20 protein-coding genes are annotated in these 23,318 nt (G+C 54.4%); 1 reads left to right on the forward strand and 19 read right to left on the reverse strand.

The window, feature by feature from the left end; translation table 11 throughout:
- Positions 1-25 precede the first annotated feature (25 nt).
- The 7 genes from cydC to PDUR_RS26570 all read right to left on the reverse strand — a co-directional run bounded on the left by cydC (position 26) and on the right by PDUR_RS26570 (position 8,401).
- Positions 26-1,843, reverse strand: coding sequence for a thiol reductant ABC exporter subunit CydC (gene cydC, locus PDUR_RS26540; RefSeq protein ID WP_042208883.1), 1,818 nt, complete (start codon positions 1,841-1,843; stop codon positions 26-28).
- Entirely contained in the window at positions 1,840-3,732 is a 1,893-nt protein-coding gene (gene cydD, locus PDUR_RS26545) for a thiol reductant ABC exporter subunit CydD (protein ID WP_042208884.1), read from the reverse strand. The genes cydC and cydD overlap by 4 nt, the downstream gene beginning before the upstream one ends.
- Complete coding sequence (gene cydB / locus PDUR_RS26550) at positions 3,732-4,751, reverse strand: cytochrome d ubiquinol oxidase subunit II (RefSeq protein ID WP_042208885.1); 1,020 nt, start codon at positions 4,749-4,751, stop codon at positions 3,732-3,734. Before cydB ends, cydD begins: the two co-directional genes overlap by 1 nt.
- Positions 4,738-6,141: a cytochrome ubiquinol oxidase subunit I gene (locus tag PDUR_RS26555; RefSeq protein ID WP_042208886.1), complete on the reverse strand. Its 1,404-nt coding sequence runs from the start codon at positions 6,139-6,141 to the stop codon at positions 4,738-4,740. Before PDUR_RS26555 ends, cydB begins: the two co-directional genes overlap by 14 nt.
- A 211-nt stretch (positions 6,142-6,352) precedes the next feature.
- Entirely contained in the window at positions 6,353-6,583 is a 231-nt protein-coding gene (locus tag PDUR_RS26560) for a cold-shock protein (protein WP_042208887.1), read from the reverse strand.
- Positions 6,584-6,672: 89 nt separating this feature from the next.
- Positions 6,673-6,873, reverse strand: coding sequence for a cold-shock protein (locus PDUR_RS26565; RefSeq protein WP_036592608.1), 201 nt, complete (start codon positions 6,871-6,873; stop codon positions 6,673-6,675).
- Between the two features lie 289 nt (positions 6,874-7,162).
- Entirely contained in the window at positions 7,163-8,401 is a 1,239-nt protein-coding gene (locus PDUR_RS26570; RefSeq protein ID WP_042208888.1) for a S1C family serine protease, read from the reverse strand.
- A gap of 301 nt (positions 8,402-8,702) precedes the next feature.
- Between PDUR_RS26570 and PDUR_RS26575 the strand changes: the two genes are divergently transcribed.
- Positions 8,703-8,909 carry a hypothetical protein gene (locus PDUR_RS26575; protein ID WP_025692496.1) on the forward strand — a complete coding sequence of 69 codons (207 nt, stop codon included), beginning with the start codon at positions 8,703-8,705 and terminating at the stop codon, positions 8,907-8,909.
- On the opposite strand, the gene PDUR_RS26580 is transcribed toward PDUR_RS26575, so the two are convergent.
- From PDUR_RS26580 to PDUR_RS26635, 12 genes are all read right to left on the reverse strand, one after another.
- Positions 8,878-9,684, reverse strand: a complete 807-nt coding sequence (locus PDUR_RS26580) for an MBL fold metallo-hydrolase (RefSeq protein ID WP_042208889.1) — start codon at positions 9,682-9,684, stop codon at positions 8,878-8,880. The genes PDUR_RS26575 and PDUR_RS26580 overlap by 32 nt on opposite strands.
- 37 nt (positions 9,685-9,721) lie before the next feature.
- Positions 9,722-10,453 carry a two-component system regulatory protein YycI gene (gene yycI, locus PDUR_RS26585; RefSeq protein WP_042208890.1) on the reverse strand — a complete coding sequence of 244 codons (732 nt, stop codon included), beginning with the start codon at positions 10,451-10,453 and terminating at the stop codon, positions 9,722-9,724.
- Between the two features lie 27 nt (positions 10,454-10,480).
- Positions 10,481-11,773, reverse strand: a complete 1,293-nt coding sequence (locus PDUR_RS26590) for a YycH family regulatory protein (RefSeq protein WP_042208891.1) — start codon at positions 11,771-11,773, stop codon at positions 10,481-10,483.
- Positions 11,770-13,599, reverse strand: a complete 1,830-nt coding sequence (gene walK, locus PDUR_RS26595; RefSeq protein WP_042208893.1) for a cell wall metabolism sensor histidine kinase WalK — start codon at positions 13,597-13,599, stop codon at positions 11,770-11,772. Before walK ends, PDUR_RS26590 begins: the two co-directional genes overlap by 4 nt.
- Positions 13,599-14,330, reverse strand: coding sequence for a response regulator YycF (gene yycF, locus PDUR_RS26600; protein ID WP_042208894.1), 732 nt, complete (start codon positions 14,328-14,330; stop codon positions 13,599-13,601). The genes walK and yycF overlap by 1 nt, the downstream gene beginning before the upstream one ends.
- Before the next feature lie 183 nt (positions 14,331-14,513).
- Complete coding sequence (locus PDUR_RS26605) at positions 14,514-16,049, reverse strand: M23 family metallopeptidase (protein ID WP_042208895.1); 1,536 nt, start codon at positions 16,047-16,049, stop codon at positions 14,514-14,516.
- Between the two features lie 328 nt (positions 16,050-16,377).
- Positions 16,378-17,040 (reverse strand): hypothetical protein, encoded by a 663-nt coding sequence (locus PDUR_RS26610; RefSeq protein WP_042208896.1) that lies wholly within the window; start codon positions 17,038-17,040, stop codon positions 16,378-16,380.
- 151 nt (positions 17,041-17,191) lie between these two features.
- Complete coding sequence (locus PDUR_RS26615; protein ID WP_052410425.1) at positions 17,192-17,818, reverse strand: DUF2812 domain-containing protein; 627 nt, start codon at positions 17,816-17,818, stop codon at positions 17,192-17,194.
- 181 nt (positions 17,819-17,999) lie between these two features.
- Positions 18,000-19,286: an adenylosuccinate synthase gene (locus PDUR_RS26620; protein ID WP_042208897.1), complete on the reverse strand. Its 1,287-nt coding sequence runs from the start codon at positions 19,284-19,286 to the stop codon at positions 18,000-18,002.
- Between the two features lie 214 nt (positions 19,287-19,500).
- Positions 19,501-20,862, reverse strand: a complete 1,362-nt coding sequence (gene dnaB, locus PDUR_RS26625) for a replicative DNA helicase (RefSeq protein ID WP_042208898.1) — start codon at positions 20,860-20,862, stop codon at positions 19,501-19,503.
- A 1-nt stretch (position 20,863) separates the two neighbouring features.
- On the reverse strand, positions 20,864-21,310 hold the full coding sequence (gene rplI / locus PDUR_RS26630; protein ID WP_042208899.1) for a 50S ribosomal protein L9: 447 nt from the start codon (positions 21,308-21,310) through the stop codon (positions 20,864-20,866).
- Complete coding sequence (locus PDUR_RS26635; protein WP_042208900.1) at positions 21,307-23,313, reverse strand: DHH family phosphoesterase; 2,007 nt, start codon at positions 23,311-23,313, stop codon at positions 21,307-21,309. The genes rplI and PDUR_RS26635 overlap by 4 nt, the downstream gene beginning before the upstream one ends.
- Positions 23,314-23,318 lie beyond the last annotated feature (5 nt).

The following is a 23,318-nucleotide window of genomic DNA, read 5'->3' on the forward strand; positions in this document are numbered from 1 at the left end:
ACTATAAAAAATACTTCGTTTTCGCTCAATTCGCCGAAGTGGCGCGCTGCGCCCCATACCCCGGACGGTCCAGCTCATACAATCTGCGGTAGCGGGGCTCGGAAGCCATCAGCTCGGCGTGGGTGCCGCGCATTTCGACTCTGCCGTTCTCCATAAAAATCACTTCGTCCATCCGCTCCGCGCCGACCAGGTGATGCGTGACCCAGATCAGCGTCTTGCCCTCCATTGCGGCAAAAATCGTCGACAGCAGCTCCCGCTCGGTGCGCGGATCGAGACCCACCGTCGGCTCGTCGAGCAGAACGACCGGCGTGTTCTGCAGCAGGATACGCGCGAGCGCAATCCGCTGGCGTTCACCGCCGGAGAAGCGCTGGCCTGCTTCGCGTACCCGCGTGTCGTAGCCTGCGGGCAGTGAGGCGATCAGGTCGCCCAGCTTCGCCAAAGCGCCGGCCTGCGCGATTTGCTCCTCCGAAGCCTCCGGGTCGCCGAGACGGATATTGTTCGCTACCGTTGTATCGAACAGATGCGGACGCTGGTTCAGCACGGAGATAATAGATGGAATCTGTTCTCCATAGGAGGCGGCAGCCCGGCCGTTAATGGTCACAGCTCCTGCGGTTGGAGCAAGCGCTCCCTGGATCATCTTCAGCAGCGTCGATTTACCGGCGCCGCTGCGGCCGATGATGGCGATTTTCTTGCCCTGGGGAATGTCCAGCGTCAAGTCCCGGACCGACCATTCCCCGTCCTTCGCGTAGCGGTAGCCCGCACCGCGAATCGAGATATGCGCCGAATTCACAACTGCGCTGCCAACCTCTGACGATTGCAAATCAGCGTTGCCCGAATCGCCCCCATCTGACGTTCCCCCCACAGTTCTGCCCCCCGCCGCCAACTCCTGCGGCCCTGCCGCCACACCCCCGAGCCGTTCCAGCGAATTGCGGTACTGCGGGATTTTCTCGATGGCCTCGGATACCGGCAGGAAAGCGTCGGCAACCGGAAAGACCACAAGGGCGAAGGCGGCGATCAGGGTGCCGGGAAAAGCCCCCTGCGCGAATTGGCCCCCGGCCCACCAGATCATGGACACCACACCGAGGCCGACCACCGACTGGCCCAGGAACATGCGCAGTCGTGCCCACCGCCGCAGCGCGGCATCCGTGCGGGCGACCGCTTGTTCATCCGCCTCATACGTTTCTACGAACTGGCCTTGCCGTCCGCTGATCATCCAGTCGCTCATGCCGAGCACGGCATCGGTCAGCTTCTGGTACAGCCGGTTGCGCTCCTGCTTGATCTGGCGCTGACGTTTTTGCGTCAGCAGCAGGGAAACGAGCGGCAGCACGGCGACCAGCACCAGAATGTAAAGGCCCACCAGCAGCGCGAACCGCACATCGAATGTGCCGATGGCAATGACTGCCGCCACGTAGATGATCAGGGAAATGACAGCGGGAAATACGGTGCGCAGATATACATTTTGCAAATACTCAATGTCGTCAGCCAGCATGCCGAGAATATCGCCCGTACGGAAGCGCGAGGACAGAAATAATGCCTGCGGTTCCAGGATGCCGTACAGCCGCTGGCGCATTTTGGACAAGATCCGCAGAATCGTATCATGCCCGACCAGCCGCTCCACATAGTGGATGACCGCCCGGCTTGTGCCGAACGCGCGGACGCCGACAATCGGAACATAGATCATGAGGATGTTCTCCGGCGGGATGGATGCTTTGGAAATCAGAAAGCCGGAGGTATACATCAGGGATGAAGCCGAGAATACGGTGAGCGCGCCCAGCAGGACAATCAACAGGAAACGCCAGAAATAGGACGACACATAGGGGGCAAACCAGCCTTCCCGTTTCAATGAATCCCCTCCAGTTGCGCTTCTACAAGCTCGTAATAGGTTCCTTTGCGTTCAAGAAGCTCCTGATGGGTGCCCACTTCAGCAACCCTGCCCTGCTTCATAACAATAATGCAGTCCATGTCCGCCATCCAATGCAGACGATGCGTAGCCAAAAAGACCAGCTTGTCCTCAAATAGCGGCAGCATCGTTTCCTTCAGCTCGTATTCCGTCTCGATATCCAGATGCGCCGTCGGTTCGTCCAGCAGCATAATCGGGCGGCTGCTCAGCAGAGCCCGCGCCAGCGCGACCCGCTGCTCTTGCCCGCCGCTTAAGGAACGTCCTCCTCCGCCAATCCTTTCATCCAGTCCGCCAGGCAGCGAGGCGGCAAGCGGCGACAGACCGGCGGCCGCGACGGCCCCGGCAACAGCATCAAGCGAAGCCTCCGGGTAATAGAACCGGACATTATCCGCCAGCGTTCCGCTGAATATGTACGGCCGCTGCGGAATATATGATGTCTGGCGCCGCCAGGCGTCGTCGGTCAACGAGCTCACCTTGCAGCCGTTAATCGTTATGCTACCCCAACCGGGATGCAAAAAGCCGGCCAGCACATCGATCAGCGTCGATTTTCCGGCGCCGCTTTCGCCAATGATGCCGATTTTGCCAGTGCCGGCGAACTGCAAATTGATCTCCTCCAGCGAGGAAGGGCCTCCTTCTTCATGCCGTATGCCGATCCCCTGGAGAGACAGCGTACTGCTGCCGTTCCAGGCAAATACGGACTCCGGCAGTGCCGCAGCGCTTTGACCGAAATCTGCCGCTGAGCTCCCGCCGCCGGACGGATTCCCATCCGGTTTACCCACTGAAGCATCCTTCGCGTCTTCCTTCCGGGAGCGGCCTTCCGGCCGCCCCTCATCTCCTGCCACAGCTTCCGAAGAAGATGGCTCCGCACGCTCCAGCGCTACCGCCTTGACCGGTTCACGGTCGATAATGCTCTTCATCGCTTCGCCCGCTTCCTTGCCGTCAAGCGTGGCGTGAAAGTCAGCGCCAACCAGCCGCACCGGCAGGAAATATTCCGGCGCCAGGATTAGGATCGTCAGTCCCGTAACCAGCGTCATGTCGCCGTTCACCAGCCGCAGGCCGAGACTGACCGCCACAGAAGCAACGGACAGCATGGTGAAGAAATCGAGCGCGAACGATGACAGGAACGCCACACGCAGCGTGCGCATCGTTGCCGACCGGTAGCGGTCGCTGACCTCCGCGATGGCCTGGCTATGGTCCTTGCTGCGCCCGAGAAATTTCAGCGTCTCAAGCCCCCGTAGCGAGTCCACAAAGTGATTGGACAGCGTCCGGTACGATTCCAGCTGCCGGTCCATCTGCTTACGGGCCGTCATGCCGATGAGAATCATGAACACAATGATAATCGGCATCGTTAGAGTCAGTATAATGCCGCTCATTTTATCCTGCATATACACATAAACGAGCAGCAGCGCAGGCGTTACCGCCATTCCGACCATACGCGGAATAATCAGCTCCAAGTAAGTACGGAACTTGGTCACTCCCTCCAGAACGAGCGTCACCAGGGTTCCCGTCCCTTGATCCCCGGCCATTCTCGGCCCTAGCCGGAACAGCCTGTCCATCATCTCACGCCGCATGGCGCTGCCCGTCTTCTCGGCGAACCGGTACGAGATGCTGCTCATCAGCAGTCCGCAGGCATGCCGCGCTAGAAATGCAAGAAGGAACAATAGCGCAGTGCCCCATTGTTCCTTCAGCGGCTTCCCCGCGAACAGCGCGGAGATAACTTCTGCCAGCGATGCGGCCAGCAGCAGGATGGACAAGCTTTGCACCAGGGTAAGGAAGCCCACCGCCAGAAAGACCGGCCTCACTCCTTTATACCCAAGCAAATTTCTATCCATTAATATTCAAGAGTCTCCTTATCGCTAAGCCGTTTATGGAAGATAAAATAGCTCCAGATCTGATAGCCCAGCACGAACGGCAGCATGGTCAGCGTCACGATTGTCATCACTTTAAGCGAATAATGACCGGATGCGGCGTTCGTGATGGTTAAGTTGTAAGCTTCCCCGAGCGAGCTGACCATAACCCGGGGGAACAGGCCCACGAACACGGAGATGACCGAGAGGCCCAGCACCGCGCCGGTCATTCCGAATGCCCAGCCATCGCGCTTCTGCTTGCAGAAGTAACCCGACAGCAAGAAAGCGACCAGGCCCAGTACCACGATAGCCCATAATAACGCGCCGCGCACGTCAAAGATATCCGTCTGGAAATAAGTCATGATGACAAAAGCCAGCAGCAGCACGCCTGTCGGCAGCAGCAGAGCCCGAGCCCGTTTGCGCGCCCGTTCCTGCAGCTCGCCGAAGGTGCGGAGCGCCGTAAACAGCAGGCCGTGAATGTTGCACATCAGGACAACCGTAAGACCGGCAAGCACGGTATAGACATTGACAATGTCGCCGAAAAAGGCTGCGTGCATCTGCATGTCGCCGTCAATCGGCAGGCCTTTGATAAAGCTCGCAAATACTATGGCAAGCAGGAAAGGCGGAAGGAAGCTGCCGATCAGGATGGACAGATCCCAGGTGGTTCTCCATCCGGCGGTTTGCGCTTTGCCTCTGTACTCAAAAGCGACCCCGCGCAGAATCAGACCAAACAGAGCGAAGACAAACGGAACATAAAACCCGCTGAACAGCGTCGCGTACCATTCGGGGAAAGCGGCGAACATCGCCCCCGCCCCGGTAATCAGCCATACCTCGTTCGCATCCCAGAACGGACCGATGGAGTTGATCATAACCCGGCGCTGCCTTTCATCCTTCGGCAGCATTTGCGACTGCATTCCCACACCGAAGTCGAAGCCTTCCAGGAAGAAGAATCCGACGAAGAGAACCGCAATCAGCACAAACCAAAGTTCATTAAGTGAGAGCATGGTTTCCCTCCTTCTTGTCATAAGGGTCCGTCGAATGCGAGTCTTCTTCGATAGCGTACGGGCCTTTTTTGATAACTTTGACGAACAGATAGATCAGCACAATAAAGAGAGCCGCATATATACCGTTGAAGGTGATTAGCGAGAACAATACCTGGCCCGGCGTAATGTTAGGCGAAATACTTCTTTCCGTTGTCATCAGACCGAATACCGTCCACGGCTGGCGCCCGAATTCCGTCATAAGCCAACCCGCCGTATTGGCGATCGGCGGCAGCAGAAGTCCCGACAAGCAGATGCGCATAAACTTGGTGTTCGGCTGATCGAACTTTTTACGCCACATCAAATACACAGCCCACAATGTAATGAAAATCATAGCCATGCCCGCCGCGATCATAATCCGGAAGCTCCAGAAGGTCGTCCGCACAGGCGGTATGTAATTGCCCGGACCGTACTTTTGTACATACTCGTCATTCAGCTCATTCATCCCTTTAACCTCGCCGGAGAACTTGCTGTAGGAGAGGAAGCTGAGCGCATACGGAACCTTCAGTTCATGAGTGCTTGTCTTGTTCACAGGATCAATATTAGCAATTACCGTCCAAGGCGCCGGATCGCCGCTCTTGCCCCACAATCCTTCAGAGGCGGCCATCTTCATCGGCTGGGTCTTAACCAGATATTGCGCCTGCCAGTGGCCGGCGAAGGCAACGCCGATCGAACTGATAATGCCGACAATCGCCGCAATTTTGAAAGATTTTTGAAAGAACGAAACATCTTGCTTTCTCAGCAGCTTGATTGCACTGATGCCGATAATCAGGAAAGCTCCGGTTGCAAAAGCGCCCAGTACGGTATGCGGAAACTCAACCAGAACCTGACCGTTGGTGATCAGCGCAAGGAAATCATTCATCTCCGCACGGCCATTGTTGATCGTATATCCGACAGGGTGCTGCATAAATGAGTTCGCCGCCAGAATCCAGAAAGCCGACAGCGTGGTGCCAATCGCCACAAACCAGATAGACAGCAGATGGATCTTCTTGGAAACCTTCTCCCAGCCAAAAATCCAAATTCCAATAAACGTTGATTCAAGGAAAAATGCGAGCAGCGCTTCAACAGCAAGCGGCGCCCCGAATACGTCCCCGACAAAGCGCGAGTAATCCGACCAGTTCATGCCGAACTGGAATTCCTGCAAAATCCCGGTAACCACCCCGATCGCAAAGTTAACGAGAAAGAGCTTGCCCCAAAATTTTGCCATTCGCTTGTATTCTTCGTTGCCGCTGCGGACGTACATGGTCTCCATAATCGCGATGATGAATGATAATCCAATCGTTACCGGCACAAAGAAAAAGTGAAAAATCGTTGTCGACGCAAACTGCATGCGCGACAGCATAACTGTGTCCATATTCTCCCTTCCTTCTCCCATTTAGTTGCTTCTATTTTGTCAAAATTTTAAGAGGTGAATTGTGATGTTAATCACACCTATAATCGTTTTTATCGGTAAAAATCAATAAATTTGTGACATTAATCACAAAATTTTTGACAAAAGCAAAAAAAATAAGACGGTTTTCCCGTCTTAACTGCTTCTCTATTGTCTATATTGAGGCTGCCGCCATTTAAGAAATGGAAATACCCTTCTTCAACGCTTTAGGGTTGCTGTTTGAGTTAAGCAGTTGGGGAAGCATCCTCATACTCTGCTCCATCGGCGCGTTGCATAAAGGACAGGTCGGCGCAACATCAAACGTAAAATTATCTCTCATCCATCCGTTGCAATCATCGTTCGTGCAGGACCATACGGCGGTATTCTCTTCCGGTATTTCTTCCACTGGCTTCTTCCGGTAGTTCATTGCCGTTCCCCTCCATTTCTCTATATGCAAAGTATGGTTGTCATTAAAAAAAGACCGTCCCGATTCTTAGGCGGGACGGTGGTTGGGTATTACAGTTTTACAACGTTTTCGGCTTGTGGTCCACGGTTGCCTTGAACAACGTTGAATTCAACGCGTTGGCCTTCGTCCAACGTTTTGAAGCCGTCGCCGACGATTGCGCTGAAATGTACGAATACGTCGCTTCCGCCTTCAACTTCGATGAAGCCAAAGCCTTTTTCTGCGTTAAACCATTTAACTGTACCTGTTTGCATTGGTGTATGCCTCCAAAAAATAAATTAATATGTTATTTTTATCTTTGAACAAAGAAAAAATTCACACATTGAAAAAGGCTGTATCTCCGACTTGACAACCCTTTTCAATGTGAAAATTCAGGCCTCAAATTAAATTATGATTAATATCATAGTAGCACATCATGGAAGCAAAGGCAAGTTAAGCGCCCGGAAATCATCCAGTTTTTACCGTTAAAGGCTGGCTTTCCAAACCAGGCTAAGCCAGCCTTCCTCAGTAAAGCTTTACTAGTATATACTGTTCCCGCCGGAATTATTCCCCCGGCTTCTCTTTGAGTGTAACGGTAACTTCCTGCTCTACGCCATGACGGTAAAAAGTGATGGTGAGCGGATCGCCGATCTTGGTCTCGTTGTACAAATATTTGCGCAAGCTCAGCGTGGAGTCGATAGTCTGACCGTTAAATTTCGTAATGACATCGTTCAGCTTAAGTCCGGCTTCCTTGGCCGGGCCGACGGCGTCAAGAACCACAACGCCTTCTTTGACACTGCTCGGCAATTTAAGCGCCTTGCGTTGGTCCTCGGCAAGCGGAACATACGGATTATTCAAATCGACGGAGTATACGCCCAGGTACGAACGCGCAATCTTCCCTTTTAGAGACAGCTCTTCAGCGATCTTGATGACATGATTGGCCGGAATGGCAAACCCAAGGCCTTCCACGCCGGTATCGGATATCTTCATCGTATTAATGCCGATTACCCGGCCGTTCAGATCCACGAGCGCTCCGCCGCTGTTGCCTTCGTTAATGGCGGCATCGGTCTGAATAACCTCCTGCTCCCAATCATAGACGCCGTCCTGGTTAAGCGATACCGGGATGCTGCGGTTCGTGTAACTGACAATGCCCGAGGTCAGCGTGTCGCCAAGACCGAGCGGGTTGCCGATCGCAATGACCGTTTCCCCCAGTTGAAGCTTGGAGGAGTCCCCTAGCTGCGCAACGGTGTTAATCCCCCCGGCATCAATGGAGAGGACGGCAATATCGCTGACTTTATCCGCGCCGACAAGCTCCGCTTTGCGGGTCTCGCCGTCCACCGTAACAATCTCAAGCTTGCCCGCTCCGGAGATGACATGGTTATTCGTTATAATGAATGCCTTATTGCCGGTCTTCCTATAAATCACACCTGATCCGAGCGCCGACTCATCCAGGGTATCTTTGGTTTCCTCTTCTTTATGGTTGATTATGCTGACAACCGCCGGACGGACGGTAGCCGCCGCCTTGATAATCCGCTCATAAGGATCGCCGCTGCTTGGCGTAATATTCTGAATGAAGGCAGGCGCCGCACCACTTGGATGGGAAAGCTGGCCTGTGACGAGACTGAACAGCAGAACAGCGACCACTGCGCTGATCAGGGAGCAAATCGCGGACACTTGCATCGTTGACAAGCTCCGTCCTCTGAAGGGTTTCGACCAGCGGCGGGGCATTGGGCGTTTTGAGACTTTTCGTTCTCTCCGTCTGGATACTTTGGTTGAATAGAAATCATCATCAAACAGTCCCATTCTGTTATCCTCTCCCCTTTTAACTCTCGCGTATCTGTATGGGCCAGCCTTCCTGCAGTGCCCTCATTCTCATTTTAGACTGCACTCCGGGGCAAAATGTTTCACCTGTTATTGACCCTGAAGCGCTCATTCTCGTAAAAGCGGAATATTTTGCAGCCTATCAGACTATAATTCTAGAAAAGCGGACTGAAAAGTCGTATGCAAGCGGGCCTCTTATACTCTTCTATTGTACCATAGCGCTGATAGCGGCGCCGTCTTCATGAAAATAAAAAAACAACAAATAGTGGAAGGAGAAACGGCTATGGATTCTTTTACCTCAAGTATGGATTTGGCGCAGTTTATCGGCAAGCTAGGCGATCTGAAAGACGAACACTATCATATGACACTCGCTCTAACCGCAGCCGTCGAGCTGCTGATTGACAAAGGACTGATCACACGCCAGGAGCTTGAGCGGAAAATGTCTGATCTTGACGATCTTATGATTCGCTCACCGTATCCCATGGCGTAGGCCGGTCGTAGTAGGTGTCGCAGAGCCGGAACTCGCTGTCTTTGTAGAAGCAGCCTCTGTCTTCCATCGCTCCGCGAACGGACATTCTCGCAAGCTCGATCATATTATGATCCCGGCTCAAATGGGCCAGATAGGTCCGCTTGGTGCGCCCCGTCAAAATCTCGCTGAGCGCCGCACCCGCCGCATCATTGGACAGGTGGCCCATATCGCCGAGTATCCGCCGTTTCGTGTTCCACGGATACCGCCCCATCCGCAGCATTTCGATATCATGGTTCGCCTCAAGCACCAATACGTCGGCATCCGAGATGGCTGCTCTCACCTTGTCGCTGACATAGCCGAGGTCGGTCGCAACGCTGAGCTTCTCCTTGCCTTCATAGAAGTTGTAGCCGACCGGCTCGGCGGCATCGTGGGATATGGCGAATGATTCCACCCGCATATCTCCAAAATCTTTATATTGCCCCGTCTCCAGAACGTGCCGGTTATGCTCCTCGATGTTCCCGATGCCCTTCTCGATTGCGCCCCATGTATTGCTGTTGGCGTAGATCGGCAGATTGAACTTACGGGAGACCGCGCCGAGACCCTTGATATGATCGGAATGCTCATGCGTCACGAGGATCCCGTCAATCTCCTCTCCCTTTAGCTCCCGCATCGCCAGCAACTCCTCAATCCGCCGCGCGCTCAAACCCGCGTCGATCATCAGTGTCGTCCCGCCGCCCCGTATAATTGTGGCATTGCCGGTTGAGCCGCTGGACAGCACCGTAAATGAAATCCCCATATCTCCTGCTCCTCTTTTTTCGTAATCCGTTATTTCACTAAGGTGTCTTGGGACTGATAATATCGGCGCTGATGCCGTTGACGTAATAAGATTTTCCGTCCTCCAGCAGAAACCGCCACATCGGCGCCGCCACCTGGCTCTCGGAATTAAACAGCTCTCCGTAATAGCCCAGCTCAATTTCTTTTACTGCCGCGCCCTGCGGGAAGAACTTCTCGATCAGACTGCCCAGCGCCTTCGATGCCGGGAGCACCTTTTGCGCTTCACCTTTTCCGCCTTCCCCGATATCAATCTGCGGCCGGCGGTAGGCGACGATTCTCTGATTGTTGTAGACCAGCTCCAGCCTTACGCTGAACAGCGGCCATTTCCCGTCGACCAGAGGATGCAGCACGAATGTGCCGACCTCACTTTCCAAAGGATCGAATCGGTAACTCCCGATATCGGGAATCTGGCTCTCCAGCTCCCCGCTCAGCTCGGTGAAGGAAAAAATCAGCTTGCTGTCAACCGGCCGGGTGAGCTGAACCGTTCCATCCCCCTCACCGGCCGAATAGCGGTACGTAATATCGGGAAGCTCTGGCGTAGCCGCCGGAATGGGGCACAGAATGCGGATATCCTTCTGCTCCATGATTCGTTGGGTAGAGCTGGATAGCGAGGTAAAGTCAAGATTGGCGCTGACCTGCTCCCGCAGGTCCATCCACAGCTGGTAGCACAGCAGCAGATTCAGCAGCAGAAATGAATAGATCAGCACATTTTTTGCTCTACCCCAGTCCATGCCCTTCCTCCTTTTAACCATGTAGTATTACTTCAGCGTAAGCGAGCTTCCGTTACTAAAGTCGACCTTCCAGACGGGGGTCAGCTCAAGTTTATCTCCTTTGACCACCGGCAGATAGACAGGGTATAGGTCGCGAATCGCCGAAGATTGGCTGATCCCCGCGAGCTGCCTCCGCAGAGTATCCCCGCCGGGAAGCTCCACGATCTTTTTCGAACCTTTATCATCCTCGCTGTACATCAATGACCGTTCGTAGGTCGTGACCGTCCCCTGCTGCAGCCGCAGATCGATAAGCCCGTAATGCAGCTTCGGCTGATCCAGAACCGGGTACGCCCCGTATGGATAAGAGCCGTAGTACTGCTGGAAGGAAACAATCCGGTCCTGATTGCTTTCCTCCGCCGCTTCCAGCTTGTACGTCCCGTTCCACCCTCCATGCTGATTGACAAAATCAACCGCCTCCAGCACATCCCTGGCATTGGTGCTCTCGCCCGCTGGCAGCGCCGTTGGGTCGCTGTAGCTCATCCAGTTATGTTCCTGATCCACTTGAAGGCTGCGCTTGCTGTCCGTATAGATTTCAGAGCCGTCCTTTTCCCGGATATACCGGGTACTCCCGCTATCGAAGAATAGGCTGCTCTGGATTTGCTCTACCGTATACAGCTTGGAAGGCAGCTCGGCCGCCATGAGCGACAGATTGCTTTCCGGAACATAATAACTGCCGTTTGACGTTGCGTAAGGCGTCCAGGACTTACCGAAATCCACATGCTGCTGTACATCCTGCACGGTAAGATCGGCTTTGGCCGCTTCATACACGATGTCTCCCCTTGTGCTGAAAAAAACGGCATGCGCCTTCGAATCGTTCTTCCCGCTGTATATCCAGATCCGGTCGACGCTCTCCCCGGCGAACAAAGAATCCGGGGAGAGCTGCATCACCCGCTGCAGCAGCGCTACGGGAATGCCCGAACGGAACGACAGCTCGATCCCTGGATTCTCGCTGCGGATTTTGTCCCAGTTAAAGCTCTGAACGGAGCGGCGCTGGAAGCTCTCGAAGCTTCGCCCCTTCAGCCGGGTGAGAATAAGATTGTAGAAAGTCGAACTTGGGTAAAACAGCGTGTGCTTGTCGTTTCCCAGATGAATGATCATTTTATCAGGAAATAGCAAATTCTCAACTTTTTCCTCAGGGCCCATATTGTCTGTCTTCACATATAAATTCTCCGAGAAGACCGCTGAATCGCTCCCCGGCAGACGATAGATCAAATAATAACTCTCCACCAGGCTGCCCAGGACGAGCAGCGCCAGAACCCAGGACTTGATCCGTTCCTTCACGCTCCATCCCTCCTTTGCTTCTCCAGAGGCAGCGTAAAGGTAACCTTAGAACCTTTGTTCAGTTCAGATTGCAGCGATATAGCGCCACCGTGCGCCTTGACAATTTCCCGGGCAATGGAAAGCCCGAGTCCGGTTCCGCCCATATTCCGCGAACGCGCCTTGTCCACCCGGTAAAAACGCTCGAAAATGCGCTCAATATCCTTCTTCGGAATGCCGATCCCGGAATCGCGGACGGAGATCTCCAGCATACCTTCGGAATTGCGTCCCGCCTCCATCTCGATGCTGCCGCCCTCCGGTGTATATTTCAGGGCATTGGACACCAGATTACCGAGCACCTGGTCAATCTGATCCCTGTCGAGCCAGGCTGTAGAGATGTCCCGGCGGACGACGGTGCGGATGGAAATCCGCTTCTGCCGGATTTGGAAGGAGAAGCGGTCGGCCACATCCTCCAGCATCTCGGCAATATCCGTCTCCTGATAGCGCAGCTGCGCTTCTCTGGAGTCGAGCCGCGAGAGATGCAGCAGATCGGTAACGAGACGGATCATCCGCTCCGTCTCACTGCGGATTACGCCGACAAAGCGGCCGGCAAGCTGCGGATCTTCCATCGCGCCGTCATCCAGCGCTTCCGCATAGCTCTTGATGGTCGTCAGCGGCGTGCGCAGCTCATGCGATACATTCGCCACGAACTCGCGGCGCGACGCTTCCAGGTTCTCTTGCTCGGTGACGTCCTGCAGCACCGCGATCGTTCCGGCGATTCCGCCCTCGCGGCGGTGGATCGGCGTGAATGTTACCCGCACGATGTTCGGTTCCTCCTCTTCGGAAGATTTAAGCCTCAGCATCGTGGACTGCGCCGTACCGCCGGACAAAGCGAGCGTCTGGTCACCCTCGAGGCCAAGCAGCCCGTCCAGTGCAAGCCCACTGGGCAGCGGCTCATCCGCCCCCAGCATCAGCGATGCCCGGCGGTTCATGAGAATGACGCGGCCGGCTTCGTCTGTCGCCACTACGCCGTCGCTCATATTCGTCAGAATGGAGGCGAGCTTCTCCTTCTCTTCCTCGTTCTGGGACAGCGCGTCCCGCAGCCGTCCGGTCATATAATTGAACGCCTTGCTCAGTTGCCCGATCTCATCACTACCAAAGATCGGCATTTTCCGGTCGAAGCTGCCTTCGGCCACCGCAGTGGCGTGCCGCGTCATCTCCTTAATTGGCTGTGTTATCGTATGGGCAAGTATAACGCCGAGCACCGCCGTCAGGGCCAGCGCGATGAGAAGTCCGGAGATGAATACGCTGTTGATCCGGCCCATCGTCGCATACAGATCCTTCATATCGGCAGCGATGTAAATGGCGCCTACGACCTTTCCGTCCGATAACACCGGCTTGGCCACGACCTTCTTCCGCACATTATCGTCACCGATAATATACTCCTCGTTGTCGCTGATGCCCTGCAGCGCGCGGCTGACCACCGTCTGCGTATTGCGCCGCCCGACATAGTCGCTCTGCGACTGTACCGAGGTGGTGATAATTTTACCGCTCGCATCGAGCACCTGAATTTCCGCGCCGTTGATGTACAGATTGTTGACCATGCCACGCAGGCTGTCCACCGACGATTCTTCACTCGTTCCGCCGGCTTCGCTACTGAATTTATCGGCCGTCAGAATAGACAGCATTTCCGCCCGGGCCTTCAAATCCTTCGTGAAGTTATCGGTCAGCGAATTCTTCATCGAACTTACAAAAAAAACGCCGATCAGCTGCATCGCGATCAGAATCAGCAGCACGTAAATAATAATCAGCTTCGCCTGAATTGTCCGGAAAAAGGACATGGCCTTCATCACAATCCTCCGCTTTTGGGACTGTGCATCAAATATCCAAGCCCGCGCCGTGTAAATATATATTCCGGCTTGCTCGGGTTCTCTTCGATTTTCTCTCTCAGCCGCCGGATCGTCACATCGACCGTCCGCACGTCTCCGAAATATTCAAATCCCCAGACCGCCTGAAGCAAATGCTCCCTTGTCATGACCTTCCCGGCGTTGCGGACCATATAATAGAGCAGTTCGTACTCGCGGTGCGTCAGATCAAGCGGTTCCCCGCCCTTGTAGACCGTATACATGTCGGTATCTATAAACAAATCGAAATGGTGAACGCCCTGCTTGCCTTCATCCGGTTCGCTCTGCGTCTCGGCGGGAGCCGGCTTGTGCTGGCGCCGCATCTGCGCTTTGACCCGGGCAAGCAGCTCGCGTGTGCTGAACGGCTTGGTTACATAATCGTCCGCCCCAAGCTCAAGGCCCAGCACCTTGTCGATTTCCCCGTCTTTGGCGGTTAACATGATGATCGGAATATCCAGATGGGCGGACCGCACCTCGCGGCATACATCCATGCCGTCCTTGCCGGGCAGCATGAGATCAAGCAGCATGAGATCGGGCCGTTTGGACAAGGCCAGGTCCACAGCGCTTATACCGTCAAAAGCGCAGACGACCTCGTACCCTTCTTTTTCCAAATTGAACTTTAAAATATCGGCAATAGGCTGTTCATCGTCCACGACCAAAATCGTTCCCATCCCCATAATCCACCGTTTCACCCTTCTATCTTACTTTTAAACTACCTAGCATTATTTTAGCATACCTGTCCGCCCGCTACATCCTACGAAGTACGCAGTCAGGTCCTCAAGCAGTAAAAATGGATATTTATTCCTATAACAATGAAGCCGTCCGGGATTACCCGAGCGGCCTGTATGAGATATGACAAATTATTGCAAATATTTGAGCGGATTCATGGCTGTGCCGCTTTTGCGAATTTCGAAATGAAGATGGGTGCCCGTGGATCGCCCGGTATTGCCCATAATTCCGATCGTGAAGCCCTGCTCCAGCTTCTGGCCGACGGAAACGGAGATTTTGCTTAAATGGCCATAGTACGTATCATATCCGTTGCCGTGATTAATAATGACAACATTACCGTAACCGCTCTGCACTCCGGCAAAAGTTACCGTCCCGGCGTCGGCGGCCCTAATCGTCCGATTGCCGGATACAAGATCCACCCCTTTATGCAGCCGTCCCCAGCGTTCGCCGAAGCTGCTGGAAATGATTGCACCGCTAACCGGCCAGGCGAATGATCCGGAAGCTTCATAGGCTACCTTGGTGCCTCGGTATACAACCTCAGGCAGCGGAGCCTTGAGAACCGTCTGTCCGAGCCATTCTTCCATGACGACCTCGCCGTTCTCTTTGGTCAGCCGGTATTGCATCTCCTTCAGCCCTGTCTGGCCCGGACGCACCACCTTCATCTTGCCTTTGGGCAGAAGCTCGCTGGTGCGCACGATCACTTCGGGTTCCGTCACGATTTGCTCCGTCGCCTTCTCCGTCGTTACGACGGTAACCGGCGGCTGCGGCACCGTCAGCTTAAGCTCGTCTCCGATCTGCAGCGTCAGTTCCTTTACGTCCCGGTTGTTCTGGAAAATTTCCTGCTGCGTAATTCCATATCGGGTGGCAATACTGGAGATCGTGTCTCCTTCATGTACTGTATACACGAGCGGCGCCTCTACGCCTTCGGTAAGCAGCTTGACCGCCTTCTGCACATCCAGCACCTTATTCGGGTTGGCCTTTATCGGCTCGATGGATATTTGCTCACGTATATCCGCTGACTCTACCTTGTCTTCTGAGGAGGCCGGGGCGGATAACGCCGCCGCCGTCTTGGTCAGCTGCGGAACGTCGGATGCTTCTTTCTTCCCGGATATGTAGTAGGCTTTTACTCCCTGAAGCACAGCCCCGGCTGTTTCCTGGTCTTTGACGATACCGACGGCTTTCCCGTCTACGACCAGTTGAACGCCGACGGCGTACGCTTTAAGCAGACCGTCCAATTTATCCAACGTTCCCTCGTTGTCGATCACCGGCTTATAGCCTCTGGCCGCCTCGGTAGTGATGCCGTCCGTCTGCAGAACCATAACCTCGTCCGGGTATTTGTTCTGATACTCCTTGCGCTTCTCCTCAAATAAAACCTTCAGCCGCTCCTTGTCGGAGAGTGTCCCGATTTCATTGCCGTGCAGCAGAACCCGGTAATAGCCCTCCGTATTCGCTTCCACATAATACTTATGCGCCCCGATGAACGAGACCGTGAGCAGCGCAATGCCGGCGGATGCCGCGAGCCATGTCAGAAGCAGACGCCGCCGCGATCTATGAACCACTGGAGCGGACATCATGCCTTCCCCGGCATCGTCATTCCGCTCAGTCACAGGCATGGAAACTTCTCCTTGCTGCTTCTTCAGCCCGCGTATTAACTTCAATCCTTTCACGAAACTCTCCCTTTCAGCCTATCCTTGTAGTATCGCCATGCAGCCGGAACTATGGTAAGACCGCCTAATCTATATTTTGCCGATAGAAAATATCCTGCGTATAAACTGAGAATTTTATTGGAATGATATGGCAAATGGTTACAAAAAATTAACCATTTTCGGTCCCTGTCTACTTTACCACAGCCTGCAGAAAAATTTCAACTTTCGCTCAAGAGGTAACATCTGGGCCATTCCATTAATGCAGTTTCATGCAAAAAGGCCGTCCCTCACCGTCTGCAGCGGCGTTGGGCAGCCCCTTTTTCCCGAATTATGCAATTGTTATGTGCATTTATTGTCCGCCCGTGCCGGAGGTCAGTATCTTCATCAGCTTGTCGTACTCCTCCTGCGTGACGTACTTGGAAATGATCGACTGAACCTCCGTGACTTCCTGCGCCGTCAACCCGTCCTCCATGGCTGCGGATATTTTCTGCATCTCATCCTGGGGAACCTTGTTCATCAGAATATTGAACACGCTGACTTTTTCCTCGGACGGCAAATTGTCCTTCAAATCCTTCATCGCCTCCGGAGTCATGACCAGCTGCTGATCCTGCGCGCTCCCGTTCTGCTCCTCGGTTGATGCCTCACCCATGACAGGCAGCGCGTTGTCCGGCGCCTTGTCTTCTTCGGTGCCTCCTCCGGTGCCGGCCGTCGCCGCAGGAACGGTCTCGCCGCTGCCGCCCGAATCGGATGGCTCCTGCGTCTTTGAGCTATCGGCTGCCGCAGAGCTGTCATCGTCTTTTACCGTGTCTTTGGATGTTGCCTTCCCGCTTGTACCCATAAGGCTGCTCAGCATTCCGCCGAAGCCCGGAGCCGGGGTATCCACCTTCAGGCCGAGCCCGGACATTACCGATTGAACATACGCATTTACGATAACGCCTGTTGTCAGTATGGACAGACTGCTCGCCAGTACTACGATTAAGCAGATACCCAGCGTAAGTTTCACAAATTTCATTTCCATCTCTCCCTTGAATCAATGCGTCCGCTTGCTCTTTTTCCATTATTGACCAATATGGGCTCCGGAAAACGTCCGTTCGCTTATTCATGCGGAAGTTGTGCCTTCAAGGACACAAGGAAGGGAATTTCGTCATAGTGCTGCGATAACATCACTTTTCCCTCTTCAGTGCTCCAATCTTTCGGGAATATCTGACGGCGGCGCTGGCAAAAGGGATACAAATCAGAACAAGCACCGCCTTCAAAGCAGCTTCCATCACGTTAACCCCTTCCCATGAACGGGGCAGATTGGGCCTGCCGAAGAGCGCTGTAAGAAGCAGCAAGATGGCCACTACCGCAAAAGCGCTGCGGATCTTTTGGTAGTACATGATTTGTACCTGCCTGTCCGTGTTGACTTTAAAAGGCAGCCCGTCGTTATACTTTTCCATAATCAACAGCTCGGCGTTCATATTCCCTGGAGAGGACGCAAAGGATGCGCCCCGTCTTCCATAAGGTCTATACCGCACGTTTCCGATAGCGAATTTGCCAAAATTGATATTTTTGGTCAAAGTCCGAATTCCGGCTCCCGTCAACGATTCCCTGTATGCCTTCAGCTCCTTCGATGTGTAGTCTGCGGCAAACTCAACATGGTACATGTAACGGGAAGGCTCGCAATCTTCAAAGATATAGAACAGGTTCGAGGTTCTCGCGAGCCGATACCCCTTTGAGGCCTGATCGTTCAGCCATTGTTCCAGATGATCGGGCATAACTGAGAGATTAAGTATCCTTTTCTGAGCCATTTCCTCTGCGCTCCTTTGCTGTTTTAATCTCCAAAAAATAACATTAATTCAAATTACTTTCCGTGATATTTTTCAGAAGGATACTTGGAAAACAGCTCTTACGCAGAAAAAACCGCAGAAAGCCATTGCATGGCTCTCTGCGGTTCTTATATGCGTATGATATGTGGAATATCGCTGCTAATTATTCGTAAATCGGCAGAACTTGGTTCGTCTGGTTGCGGTTGCGTCCGACCGAGAAGATCGCGATCGGAATGCCGGTCAGCTCGGATACGCGCTCCACATACTTGCGCGTGTTCTCCGGCAGATCGTCCAGCGTCTTGGCCGAGGTAATATCCTCATCCCAGCCCGGCAGTTCTTCGTAGACGGCTTCGCATTCGGCCAGCATTTTCAGGCTTGCGGGATAATGGGTAATAACCTCCCCGCGATATTTATAGCCAGTGCAAATCTTAACCGTCTTCAGGCCGCTCAGCACGTCCAGCGAGTTCAGGGACAGCCCGGTCAGACCGCTGACACGGCGGGCATGGCGGACAACGACGCTGTCGAACCAGCCGACCCGGCGCGGACGTCCGGTAACGGTGCCGTATTCATGGCCGGTCTCGCGGATTAGATCGCCGATTTCATCGTTCAGCTCGGTCGGAAACGGACCGTCGCCGACACGCGTCGTATACGATTTGGCTACTCCGATGACCTGCTTGATCTTCGAAGGCCCTACGCCGGAGCCGATGCAGACACCGCCTGCGGACGGATTGGAGGACGTTACGAACGGATAGGTTCCTTGGTCGATGTCGAGCATAACGCCTTGAGCGCCTTCGAACAGCACCTTGCTATCCGCGTCGATGGCGTTGTTCAGCACGACCGAAGTGTCCGTCACATAGCGGCGCAGCACTTCCGCATATTCCAGATACTGCTTCAAAGTCTCTTCCACATCAAGCGGCTCTCCACCGTATACTTGGGTGATAACCTGATTCTTCTCATTCATCAAATGACGCAGCTTAAGCTCGAATTCTTCGGCATCCATCAGATCGGCGATCCGAATGCCATTGCGGGCTGCTTTGTCCATATACGCCGGGCCGATGCCCTTGCGGGTCGTTCCGATTTTGTTCGGCCCCTTGCGGTCTTCCTCGAGCGCATCCAGCACCATGTGATAAGGCATGATGACATGGGCGCGGTCGCTGATGACCAGATTTTCTGTATCAAATCCGTTCTCGTGGATATAATTGATTTCATCAATCAGGGCGGCCGGGTTGATCACCATGCCGTTACCGATGACACAAGTCTTTTCTTTATAGAAGACGCCCGACGGAATCAGGCTGAGCTTGAATTTCTTGCCGTCAATCAGAATCGTGTGGCCGGCATTGTTGCCCCCTTGATAACGGGCGACCACATCTGCGCTCTCTGCCAGAAAGTCCGTGATTTTGCCCTTGCCTTCGTCTCCCCATTGTGTTCCCACAACGACTACCGTTGACATGTTCATTCCTCCGTAGGTGCGGCTCTCCAGCACCATTATTTTTCTTATAGGGCTCATTGCATACCGCTATGTACGCAGCCCTGAGGGACGCTTTAGACAGTTTAATCCGCTAAAGCACAATTACCAGTGTACCAGCCGTCTTTTTTAAAGTCAAACAAAAACGAACGATTGCACAAGAAAATGTACAATCGTTCGGAAATTGTCATGATTATCCTTAACCTGCAAACGGTTCGGAGTGAGCACGCTCGTAGTTGACGAACTTGTTGAAATTTTTCAGAAATACCAGCTCTACCGTACCGACAGGGCCGTTACGCTGTTTGGCGATAATAATCTCGATGATGTTCTTCTTCTCGGTCTCCTGATTGTAGTAATCATCCCGGTATAAGAACGCGACAATATCAGCGTCCTGCTCGATTGAGCCCGATTCCCGAAGGTCCGACATCATCGGCCGCTTGTCCTGACGCTGCTCCACACCCCGGCTGAGCTGGGACAAGGCGATTACCGGCACATCCAGCTCCCGCGCGATCTGCTTCAGCGTCCGCGAAATATCCGATACCTCCTGCTGGCGGTTCTCTCCGCCCTTGCCGCGGCCCTGAATGAGCTGGAGGTAGTCGATCACGATCATGCCCAGCCCTTTTTCCTTCTTGAGCCTCCGGCATTTGGCCCGGATATCGGCGACGGTTACACCCGGCGTGTCGTCAATATAGATTTCCGATTCCGACAGCGAGGCAATGCCCATCGTCAGCTTCGACCAGTCATCATCGCTCTTGAAGTCGCCGGTACGCATGATGTTCGCATCCAGATTCGCTTCGGCGCAGATCATCCGCTGCACAAGCTGAGCGGCCGACATTTCCAGACTGAAGATGGCTACCGTCTCTCTGGCGCGCACCGCCACATTCTGGGCGATGTTCAGCGCAAAAGCCGTCTTGCCCACCGACGGACGTGCGGCGACGATGATGAGATCATTGCGCTGGAAGCCGTTGGTCATCCGATCGAGGTCGGCGAAGCCGGAAGGAATACCGGACGTGCCTCCCTTGTTCTGGTGGAGCATCTCCACCCGGTCGAACACTTCCATCAGCACGTCGCGGATGGCGATGAACCCGCTGCCGCTGCGTCGGTTGGAGATTTCCAGAATACGCCGCTCGGCGTCGCTCAGCATATCGGCGACATCCTCGCCGCCGGTATACCCTTCGCTTACGATCTGCGTGGCGGTCCGGATCAGCCTGCGCAGCATCGCCTTCTCTTCGATAATCTGCGCATAGTAATCAACATTGGCCGCCGTTGGCACCGCATGCGCAAGCTTGGCCAAATAGCTGACCCCGCCGATTGTCTCAAGCTCTCCCTTGTCTTGAAGCTTGGCCGTTAGGGTAACCAAATCAATCGGCTGGTTCTCTTCTCCGAGCTGTATCATCGCCTCAAAGATCATTTGATGCGGCTTGTCGTAGAAATCTTCGGTATTCACCCGCTCCATGGCGGCAATCAACGCTTCATCCTGCAGCAGGATAGCGCCGATTACCGCCTGCTCCGCTTCCAGATTCTGCGGGGGAACCCGATCGAAAAAGAGATCTCCGCCCATATTACTCCTCCGTTACCTGAACCTTCAGCACAGCCTTGACTTCCGTATGGAGTTTCACCTGGACCTGCGTCGTGCCAAGATGACGAATCGGTTCGTCCAGCTCGATTTTGCGCTTGTCGATGGTGATTCCGTTAGCCTTCGCCAGCGCTTCAGCAATCTGCTTACTTGTAATGGCGCCGAACAGCCGGCCGCCCTCTCCAGCTTTTGCTTTCATCGTAAGCGCAAGCCCGCTCAGCTTCTCTCCAAGCTGCTGGGCCTCCTCTTTCTCCTGTTCCTTACGGCGCTGCTCGGCAGCGGCCTGATTCTCCAGCGTCTTCATATTCCCTTCGGTTGCCGGACGGGCCATGCCCCGCGGCAGCAGGAAGTTAGTTGCATAGCCTTCCGATACCTCTTTGATTTGCCCCTTCTTGCCTTGACCTTTAACGTCTTTAATGAATATAACTTTCATTCGAACAGACCCTCTTTCGCTTCGATTTCCGCCAGCACCTGCAGCAGTCTGGCCTCTGCTTCCTTGCTAGTTCCTTCAAGCTGTACGGCCGCATTAGTCAAATGTCCGCCGCCGCCCAGCTTCTCCATGACGACCTGTACATTCATCCGCCCTAGCGAACGGGCGCTAATGCCGATCAGGCCGTCCGGACGCTCGCTGATTACAAAGGAGGCGAGCACATTGGTCATGCCCAGCAGCGTATCCGCCGTCTGGGCGATCAGGAGCTGCGGTATTTTCATGCCAGGCGCTGTGACCACCAGCGCAATATGATCATAGACCATGCGGGCATGCTTGATAATTTCCGCTTTCGAGATGTACTCCTGCAAATCTTCCTTCAGCATCCGCTGAATCAGAATGGTATCGGCGCCAAGCCGGCGCAGGAAGCCCGCAGCCTCGAACGTCCGCGACCCCGTATGAAGGGCAAAATGCTTCGTGTCCACCGTAATGCCGGCAAGCAGCATGGTCGCTTCCAGTGTGCTGAGTTTGACCTTCTCATGGATGTATTGCAGCAGCTCCGTTACCAGCTCGCAAGTGGAAGACGCATACGGCTCCAGATAGACAAGCACCGCTTCGTTGATAAACTCCTCGCCCCGCCGGTGATGATCGACAACGACAATCCGGCTGGCGTATTGAACAAGCCGCGGCTCCATCGTCATCGAAGCCTTATGCGTATCGACTACGATCAGCAGCGTATGCTCGGTCATCATCTGCAGCGCCTGCTCTGTCGTGACGAAAGAGCCGTACAGCTCTTCGTCTCTTCGGATCTGCTCAAGCATGCGTGTAATGGAAGGATTCGGCCCTTCAAGCACGATATCGGCTTCCACGTTATACATTTGAGCTGCGCGGAGCAGGCCGATAGAGGCTCCCACGGCGTCGATATCGGGATTGCGGTGCCCCATAATGATGACCCGGTCGCTTTCCTGAATCAAATCGCGCAGGGCATGAGCGATGACGCGCGCCCGCACCCGTGTGCGCTTCTCCGCCGCATTGGTCTTGCCGCCGTAGAACGACAGCCGCTGGCCCGCCTTAACAGCCGCCTGATCGCCGCCCCTTCCAAGCGCCATATCCAGACTCGACTGAGCCAGAGCGCCGAGCTCGCTCGCCGACTCCGCTCCGTAGGCCAGACCGATGCTCAGCGTCATCGGCACCTTCAGATCAGCCGTCATTTCCCGTACCTCGTCCAGGATAAGGAATCGGCTCTCTTCCAGCGCCTGCAGGCTGCGGTAATTCAGCAGCATCATATAACGCTCCGAGGAAAGGCGGCGCAGATAAACCTCAAACTGCTTAGCCCAATCAGTAATTTCGCTCGTTACCTTGGCGATCAGCGAAGTCCGCTGTTGATCGTCCATTCCCTGCGCGGCCTCATCCAGGTTATCCATCAGCAGAATGCCTAGAGCCAGCTTCTCTTCCTCGTACCGCTGCCGCAGATCGATCAGCTCGGTGATTTCATATAAATACAGAAGCCTCTCGCTTGGAATAACGACAGCCTGGTAATAGCGCTCGTCAACTTTGATTTCCGCGCGGATTTCCTTCTGGATTCCCTCCTTGCCTGCTTCCCGTTTCGCAGGAGCGCCGCCGCCGGCGAGGGGAACCAAATCCGGCAGCAGTTCCTGGAGCGGCTCGTTCACCAGCGATTTGCGCGCAAAAACGCTCCCTGCATAGCGGTTGTTCCATTCCACCGCGCGGTCCTCACCGTATAGAATAATGCCCAGCGGCAGCGTTCCGATCGCTTCGCCTTCCACCCGCTTGATGCGGAAAGAGAGGCCGTTAATGTATTCCACAAGATTGCGCCGGAACGATATTTCGGCCTTAAGCATTGTGAAGCACAGCGTCCCGGCCAAAAACAGGCAGATGACACCCAGGACCCAATTATAGACGCTGACAATAATAATAAGGACCAGCAGCAGCAAGAACGCCCAGACGGTGTGATAGCCGTGCCAGCGTTTTTGCAGAAATTTTGGCATGAGCT

Source organism: Paenibacillus durus (genome assembly GCF_000756615.1).
In the GTDB taxonomy this organism is placed as follows: domain Bacteria; phylum Bacillota; class Bacilli; order Paenibacillales; family Paenibacillaceae; genus Paenibacillus_AQ; species Paenibacillus_AQ durus.

What these genes read in the sequence shown, in the direction of transcription:
- cydD (WP_042208884.1), bottom strand. Translation starts at nt 3,732, where the DNA reads ATGGATAGAAATTTGCTTGGGTATAAAGGAGTGAGGCCGGTCTTTCTG.
- cydB (WP_042208885.1), bottom strand. Translation starts at nt 4,751, where the DNA reads ATGCTCTCACTTAATGAACTTTGGTTTGTGCTGATTGCGGTTCTCTTC.
- PDUR_RS26555 (WP_042208886.1), bottom strand. Translation starts at nt 6,141, where the DNA reads ATGGACACAGTTATGCTGTCGCGCATGCAGTTTGCGTCGACAACGATT.
- PDUR_RS26560 (WP_042208887.1), bottom strand. Translation starts at nt 6,583, where the DNA reads ATGAACTACCGGAAGAAGCCAGTGGAAGAAATACCGGAAGAGAATACC.
- PDUR_RS26565 (WP_036592608.1), bottom strand. Translation starts at nt 6,873, where the DNA reads ATGCAAACAGGTACAGTTAAATGGTTTAACGCAGAAAAAGGCTTTGGC.
- PDUR_RS26570 (WP_042208888.1), bottom strand. Translation starts at nt 8,401, where the DNA reads ATGGGACTGTTTGATGATGATTTCTATTCAACCAAAGTATCCAGACGG.
- PDUR_RS26575 (WP_025692496.1), top strand. Translation starts at nt 8,703, where the DNA reads ATGGATTCTTTTACCTCAAGTATGGATTTGGCGCAGTTTATCGGCAAG.
- PDUR_RS26580 (WP_042208889.1), bottom strand. Translation starts at nt 9,684, where the DNA reads ATGGGGATTTCATTTACGGTGCTGTCCAGCGGCTCAACCGGCAATGCC.
- yycI (WP_042208890.1), bottom strand. Translation starts at nt 10,453, where the DNA reads ATGGACTGGGGTAGAGCAAAAAATGTGCTGATCTATTCATTTCTGCTG.
- walK (WP_042208893.1), bottom strand. Translation starts at nt 13,599, where the DNA reads ATGAAGGCCATGTCCTTTTTCCGGACAATTCAGGCGAAGCTGATTATT.
- yycF (WP_042208894.1), bottom strand. Translation starts at nt 14,330, where the DNA reads ATGGGGATGGGAACGATTTTGGTCGTGGACGATGAACAGCCTATTGCC.
- PDUR_RS26610 (WP_042208896.1), bottom strand. Translation starts at nt 17,040, where the DNA reads ATGAAATTTGTGAAACTTACGCTGGGTATCTGCTTAATCGTAGTACTG.
- PDUR_RS26615 (WP_052410425.1), bottom strand. Translation starts at nt 17,818, where the DNA reads ATGGCTCAGAAAAGGATACTTAATCTCTCAGTTATGCCCGATCATCTG.
- PDUR_RS26620 (WP_042208897.1), bottom strand. Translation starts at nt 19,286, where the DNA reads ATGTCAACGGTAGTCGTTGTGGGAACACAATGGGGAGACGAAGGCAAG.
- dnaB (WP_042208898.1), bottom strand. Translation starts at nt 20,862, where the DNA reads ATGGGCGGAGATCTCTTTTTCGATCGGGTTCCCCCGCAGAATCTGGAA.
- rplI (WP_042208899.1), bottom strand. Translation starts at nt 21,310, where the DNA reads ATGAAAGTTATATTCATTAAAGACGTTAAAGGTCAAGGCAAGAAGGGG.
- PDUR_RS26635 (WP_042208900.1), bottom strand. Translation starts at nt 23,313, where the DNA reads ATGCCAAAATTTCTGCAAAAACGCTGGCACGGCTATCACACCGTCTGG.